This is a genomic window from Mesorhizobium sp. B2-3-12, assembly GCF_006442205.1.
Classification (GTDB): Bacteria; Pseudomonadota; Alphaproteobacteria; order Rhizobiales; family Rhizobiaceae; genus Mesorhizobium.
On record NZ_VFVR01000009.1, the window covers coordinates 293,758 to 300,812 of the forward strand.

6 protein-coding genes are annotated in these 7,055 nt (G+C 63.9%); 5 read left to right on the top strand and 1 reads right to left on the bottom strand.

Annotated elements, in window-relative coordinates; translation table 11 throughout:
• Position 1 precedes the first annotated feature (1 nt).
• Positions 2-1,354 carry an LLM class flavin-dependent oxidoreductase gene (locus FJ948_RS24705; protein WP_140709059.1) on the bottom strand — a complete coding sequence of 451 codons (1,353 nt, stop codon included), beginning with the start codon at positions 1,352-1,354 and terminating at the stop codon, positions 2-4.
• 188 nt (positions 1,355-1,542) lie between these two features.
• Between FJ948_RS24705 and FJ948_RS24710 the strand changes: the two genes are divergently transcribed.
• The 5 genes from FJ948_RS24710 to FJ948_RS24730 form a co-directional block, all read left to right on the top strand.
• Positions 1,543-3,354, top strand: a complete 1,812-nt coding sequence (locus FJ948_RS24710; RefSeq protein ID WP_140709061.1) for an ABC transporter ATP-binding protein — start codon at positions 1,543-1,545, stop codon at positions 3,352-3,354.
• Between the two features lie 516 nt (positions 3,355-3,870).
• On the top strand, positions 3,871-4,188 hold the full coding sequence (locus FJ948_RS24715) for a hypothetical protein (protein ID WP_140709063.1): 318 nt from the start codon (positions 3,871-3,873) through the stop codon (positions 4,186-4,188).
• Positions 4,189-4,202: 14 nt separating this feature from the next.
• Positions 4,203-5,411, top strand: coding sequence for a hypothetical protein (locus tag FJ948_RS24720; RefSeq protein WP_140709065.1), 1,209 nt, complete (start codon positions 4,203-4,205; stop codon positions 5,409-5,411).
• A 315-nt stretch (positions 5,412-5,726) separates the two neighbouring features.
• Complete coding sequence (locus FJ948_RS24725) at positions 5,727-6,158, top strand: DOPA 4,5-dioxygenase family protein (protein WP_140709067.1); 432 nt, start codon at positions 5,727-5,729, stop codon at positions 6,156-6,158.
• A gap of 71 nt (positions 6,159-6,229) precedes the next feature.
• Positions 6,230-7,055, top strand: an 826-nt coding sequence (locus FJ948_RS24730) for an ornithine cyclodeaminase family protein (RefSeq protein WP_246677609.1), incomplete at its 3' end; no start/stop codon positions are given.

A 7,055-nucleotide genomic window follows, 5' to 3' on the forward strand; every position in this document is an offset into this window, starting at 1 on the left:
CTCAGGACACGGCGCGCTGATTGGCGCGCTGCTCGGCGAAGCGGTTGGCGGGGCGGGCAAGGCCGAAGCGGTCGCGCAGCGTGCCGGGCGCGTATTCGGTCGGCACGAGGCCACGCCGCTGCAGTTCCGGCACCACCTGTTCGGCGAAATTCACCCAGTCTTCCGGCAGCAGCGGGAACATCAGGTTGAAGCCGTCGCAGGCGCCGGCGACGTACCAGTCTTCCAGCTGGTCGGCGATCTGCCTGGGCGTGCCGGCCACCGTCGGCACCGAGCCGCTGTTGGCGAGCTTGCGGGCGATGTCGCGCAGGCTGAGGTTCTCTCTCGACCATTGCTTGACCCGGTTCAGCGAGGTGCGCCCGCCATTGAAGGTGCTTTCGTCCGGCAGCGGCGGCAGCGGGCCGTCGGGCGGGTAGACGGACAGGTCGATGCCGCTCCAGCTCGACAACAGATCGATGCCGACCTGGTCGGGCAGCAGCGTCTGCAGATATTCCTGCTTGTCGCGGCCCTCGGCCTCGGACGCCGCGACAATCGGCAGGATGCCGGGCAGGATCTTGAAGCTCTCCGGCCGCCTGCCGTGGCGGGCCAGCCGCTCGTTGATGTCCTGCCGGTATTTGATGCCGTCTTCGCGCGTGGAGAAGATGGCGAAATGCACGTCGGCCTGGGCGGTGGCGAAATTCTTGCCGTCCTCCGACGAGCCGGCCTGCACGATCAGCGGATGGCCCTGCGGCGGCCGCGACACGTTGAGCGGCCCGCGCACCTTGAAGTGCTTGCCCTTGTGGTCGATCGGATGGACCTTGTCTGGGTCGGCGAAATAGCCCGTCTCTTTGTCGATGAGGAGCGCCTCGTCCTCCCAGCTGTCCCACAGCGCCTTGACGATATCGAGGAATTCGCCGGCCCGCTCATAGCGGAAGGCGTGCTCGATATTGCCGTCGCGGCCGAAATTGCGCGCCTCCTCGTCCATCGCCGAGGTGACGACGTTCCACGACGCCCTGCCCTTGGAGATATGGTCGAGCGAGGCGAACAGCCGCGCCACATTATAGGGCTCGCTGTAGGAGCTCGACGCCGTGGTGATCAGGCCGATATGCTTGGTCACGCCGGCCAGCGCCGACAGCAGCGTCAGCGGCTCCAGCCGCGCATTGGCGTAATGTGCGACCCCGCTCTTGACCGAATCCCAGATCGACACGTGGTCGGCGACGAAGATGGTGTCGATCGTGGCCCGTTCGGCCGCCTGCACCAGTTCGCGGTAATAGTCGAAGTCGAGCACTTCGCGGCCCGGCGCGCGCGGGTGGCGCCAGGCCATGCGGTGGTCGCCCTGCGGGTTGAAGAAGAACGCGCTGAGGATCATGTGCGACATGCCGGTAGCCTTCCCTGTCCATGCGAAAATCTCAGGGGCGGCGGCGTGTGGCCGTGCCCTGAAAACCTTCAGTCGGTAAAAGTTAGATTGCGCCCAGGCTTAATTCGAGTAATTTTATAGAGATTGTTCCATGTGAAAGCGGAAGCGATTGCCCCCGATCGCCGCGCGGACAGAAAGTGGTTTCGGGCATGTCCTCTTCAGTTCTGAGCGTCGAGCACCTCTCGATTTCCTACCGGGGCGCCCGGCACATCCATCGCGCGGTCGACGACATTTCGCTGAAGATCGGCCAGGGCGAAGCGCTCGGGCTGGTCGGCGAGTCCGGTTCGGGCAAGAGCTCGGTGGCGCTGGCCGTGCTGCGCTACCTGCCCAAACACGCCCGGGTCGAGGCCGCGCAGCTCGCCTTCGAGAACCGCGAGATCCGCGACCTCTCCGCCGTCGAGCTCCGCCGGCTGCGCGGCGACCGCATCGCCGCCGTCTACCAGCATCCGGGCTCGGCGCTGAACCCGAGCATGACCATTGGCGGCCAGATCACCGAGACGCTGCTGCGCCACCGCCCGATGCATCATGACGACGCGCTTGGCCGCGCGGCGCAACTGCTCGGCCGCGTCCGCGTCGCCAATCCCGAGCGCGTGCTAAGACTTTATCCGCACGAATTGTCGGGCGGCATGCAGCAGCGCGCCAACATCGCCATCGCGATCGCGCTCGACCCGGCGCTGCTGGTGATGGACGAGCCGACCACGGCGCTCGACGCCAGCGTCCAGTCCGAGATCATCGCCATCCTCGACGATCTGCGCCGCGAGCACCGCACCTCGATCCTGCTGATCAGCCACGACATCAACCTGATCAGGCGTTCCTGCGACCGCGTCTCGGTGATGCAGGCTGGCGCGATCGTCGAGACCGGTGTCGCCACGGAGGTGTTCGACAGCCCGCGCCACGCCTATACACGCGCGCTGGTCGCGGCGATCCCGACGCTCGCCCGCACCAAGCGCGACGGCAGGCTGGCCGAGGATGCCAGCCCCATCGACCTCGCGCCCGCGCCGGCCACCGACAGCATCCCCGCCCGGCCGCGCGAGATCGCCGTCTCCTGCCGGGGGATAAGACAATCCTTCGGCGGCCAGCCGGTGCTGCACGGCATCGACCTCGACATCGCCGCCGGCGAGACCTTTGGGCTGATCGGCGAATCCGGCTCCGGCAAGTCGACGCTGGCGCGCATCGTCACCGGCCTGCAGCCGCCGACGGCGGGCAGCGTCGAACTGTTCGGCAAGACCGTGGCGCCGCTGGTCGAACGTCGCCAGCCGGCCGAGCGGCGCGACGTGCAGATGGTGTTCCAGTCGCCCGACCGAACGCTCAACCCGCGCCAGCGCATCGGCCGCATCCTCGGCCGGCCGCTGCGGCGGCTGGCCGGCCTGCCGCGCCGCGCCGTACCGCAACGCGTCGGCGACCTGCTGGCCTCGGTGCGCCTGGCCCGCACGACATCGGAGCAGAAGCCCGGAACGCTGTCTGGCGGCCAGCGCCAGCGCACGGCGATCGCCCGCGCCTTCGCCGGCCTGCCGAGGCTGGTGGTGCTCGACGAGCCGACCTCGGCGCTCGACGTCTCGGTGCAGGCGACCGTGCTCAACCTGCTCAACGACCTGCAGAGGAGCAAGCAAACCGCCTATCTCTTCATCAGCCATGATCTGCGCGTCGTGCGCTACATGGCCGACCGCATCGGCGTGCTCTATCGCGGCCGCCTGGTCGAGACCGGCACCTCCGACCAAATTTTTGCCGGCCCCAACCACCCCTACACGCAAATGCTGCTGGCGGCGTCTTCCAATGAGGGACAGGCCGCGACGATCGCCGAGGCGTCACCCGCCATCGAAGCCGGCTCGGATGCAAGCCTTGCCGGCTGCGCCTTCGCCGCCCGCTGCCCGCTGGCCGCCGAGGCCTGTCGCAACGCCGAACCCGTGCCACGCGAGGTCGAGCCGGGCCATGTCATCGCCTGCTGGAAGCGCGCCGGCTGAGGTTGGCCCTTCCGCCGAGCCGTGCGGCTGGCAGCGCGTACTCAGTCGCTTCCCGCTTGTCTGGGACCATTGCTTGGAGGGGTAAGGAGAAGCGTTGTCCGCCACCCGCGCCTCGGCCTCGATCTGCGAAATTGCCTTTGCCTGTGGCTTCACTCCGGCGCCCATTTCTTGCGCGCCTTCAGCGCCGCCATGATTTGGGCTGGATATTCTTTGTCGGATTTGAATGATCGAGGACCATTACACGAATGTTTGAGTTGGCCAGCAGTATTATGCTTCTCCGTATCCAAAAATGACCGCAATAATATGCCTCTGTAGACGTAAAAATTCTATAACATTCCTTCAATGGTAGGATTGATTTGCTAATAACGTCTACAAAATACTTATATCATATTGATATTAATCTAAGTCATATCGCCTTGTAAAAAACATTTATGGAAGACCATGGCCGCGCATAGACTCATTCACTAACAAAGATTAAAGTTAAATCATTTATTAACCATAGCAATGGTGGGGACCATGGTTAAAAAGTCGATTTATGCCTACAGCTTGAGTGGGAAGAACATCCGCGTCAGCATTGTGTCGGCTCGCCTGAGAGTGATACTGGATCCAACCGGCAAGATCGGGGTCGACACGCTCGACCCGCTGACCGATTTCTTCGATGGCGCGAATCCCGCACTCGTCCTTCCGGATATGATCAGCAGCTACAAGCCTTTTCGCGATGATGGCCTGAAGATCACGGTGGCGGATCTCAGCAAGGCGACGACCGTCCATGATGTCACGACGATCGTTTTGCGAAAGTACAAGAAGATGGGCTGGAAGGTCCTGATCGGATGAGGACCTTGCGATTGTTGACGGTGCCCGTCGTGTCGCTGCTGGCACTGAGTTCCGCAGCGGCCGCGGAAGAGTCTGTGGCTGAACGGTACGACCTCAACCACGATGGCTATCTCGACGAGCGGGAGATGCACATTCTCGCCCTCCACTATGCCAGCCCGGTATTGCGCGCCTACGATGTCGATCCGACCGATGGCAAATTGAGTGCAAAAGAAATCCACGCGATCTACGAGACGGCGGAAAGCCGCCTCACCGACGACGAATCCGTACAGGCCACTGTCGGCCCGCTTTATGATAAGCTTTCGCAAGACAAAGGTCGTGTGCCGATCAAGGATGCCAACATCGACTTCGATGGCATCGATGCGGCGATAGAGAAAGACCTCGAGCCGGAGTGTTCTGCCAAGCAGAAACTGTTCCTACGTCGCGACAAGGTCGACATGTCGCTCTATGACAACACCCTCGGCGCCGAGCAGGCGAAGGGCGCGTCGATTCAGGTCGATCATGACTACATAGCCGGTCAGACGACAGCGACCATCGACGCCGCCACTGCCATTGTCCTCTTTCGCAATGCATGCCCGGATCCGGGCGCGCAGGACATAGCGGAAGGCTTCCTGGCCGGCTATTCACTCGCCGCCTACTCTGACTTGGCGGGCGAATTCGGGACGGGCAACCGAGATCTCGAAAGCAACGCCGAGATCGGCCTCGATGCTCAGCTCCAGCTTCAGGGTGGTCTCCTCCGATACACCTACGTCACTGCCGGCGCGTATTATCTCACTGACTTTCATGGTGAAGCCAGCGGCTATGGTTTCCAGGCAACGGTCCAGCCTTACGACGAGCGGTACCATCTGGGCATCACGCGCAGGGATAATCCTTACATCAGCTGGTATGTTACACCCATCCTTCGGGTGGACAGCGTTCAGGTCAACGATGGCGGCTTCACAGGCCTGGCTGACAACACACGATACCTTTGGCTGGGCGGGGATTTCGAACTCACCGCATTCCTCTATCCCGAGAAGTTCGGTCACCGCTTCTATGCCAAAGCCAATGCCAACCTCTACTGGGACGCGATTGGCGAGCGTTTCGTGGATCAATACGGCGCCGGTCTTTTCTACAACGTCGACACTGCCGGAAACACCTCCGTCTCGGCGGAGTACGTATACGGCACCGACCGCAAGAAGCTTCAGCACGAGGAAAAGGTCACACTCAATTTCAACGTCAAATATTGAGCTTGAGCCTGACGGCGGCGGCGCGCCAGCAAGTTGGCGGAAGTCACCGCCTGCCCAAATGGGCGGGCGGTTGTGCCTCAAGGGCAAACCTGCGATCGCTGCGGTCGCCACAACGGCTACGCCAGGAGCGACGGCCGCGTCCTTGGTCGCCCGCTGCCCGCTGGCCGACGAGGCCTGCCGCAAGGCCGAGCCCGTGGCGAACGAGGTCGAGCCGGGCCATGTCATCGCCTGCTGGAAACGCGGTGGCTGACTACAGACAAGCCGTCCATGCTTCGGCTACAGTTCCCTCGGGGCGTCACCCCGGGGAAGATCGAGATGAGCGAAGCCAGTTCAACGCCGGCCGGGCAACCCCGGCCGCTCGCCGAGATCGCCAGCTACCACGCCCATATCTACCATGACGGAGAGGCGCAGCGGCGGCATGCCGAGTGGCTGCGCCAGCGCATCGCCGAACGTTTTCGCGTGCGTCTGGGCAATTGGCGCGACGAGCCGGTCGGTCCGCACGAGCAGGCCATGTACCAGATCTCCTTCGCCACCGAGATTTTCGCCACGCTGGTGCCCTGGCTGATGCTGAACCATGGCGGCCTCAGCATCCTCATCCACCCCAACACCACCAACCCCAAGCGCGACCATCTGGTCGACCCGATCTGGATCGGCCGCGCGCTGGGCGTGCATGGCGAGGTGCTGGGCGAGGACGACGAGGCGGAAGAGGCGCTGGAGGTGAATACCGAACCCACGCTGGAGGCGTGAGCCGCCCCTGCCCGCGACGCGCCGCTTGGCCCTCTCGCGGTGTCTGATGATCCGATGACAGGATGAAAGCCTTGGCCGCCGAAACCTTGCCCTATCTGTCATCCGCGCTGCTCGACCGCCTGTCGATCTCGACAGTCGACATGGTCGACGAGATCGAACGCCAGATATCAGGCCAGAGGCGCGGCGAGGTCTGGTGCGCGCCGAAGGCGGTCGTGCTGCCGGGCGACGACCGCTACATCATGGCGACGCTCGGCGTTGCGTCCACGCCGCCCGTGCTGGCGACGAAGTCGCTGGTCGTCAATCCGCGCAACGCCGCACGCGGACTGCCGACGCTGAATTCGCTGATCACGCTGCTCGACGCCGAAACCGGCCTGCCGCTTGCCTTGGTCGACGGCAATTGGGTGACCGAGAAACGCACCGCCGCCTTGAGCGCCGTCGCCGCCAGGCGCATGGCCAGAAGCGATGCGTCATCCCTGGCCTTCATCGGCTGCGGGGTGCAAGCGCGTGGACATCTGAAGGCATTCGCCGACCTCTTCCCCTTGCGCGAAATCCGCGCCTTCGGCCGCGGCACCGCCAACCGCGAGGCACTCTGCCAGATGGCGCGCTCGCGAGGACTGCAAGCAATCCCCAGCGACACCGCACAGGCCGCGATCGAAGGCGCCGACATGGTGGTGACGACGGTGACCCTGGTGCCCAGGCCCGCGCCATTCCTCGACGCGAACTGGCTGAAGCCCGGAAGCTTCACCGTGATGACCGACCAGGCCCTGCCCTGGCAGCCCGAAACGATGCCCCGCTTCGACCGCATCATCGTCGATGATCTGGAGCAGGAGAGAAACATGGCCAAGCCGATGGTTGATCCAGCGCTGGTTGTGGGGTTGGTGTGCGGGGATTTTGTGG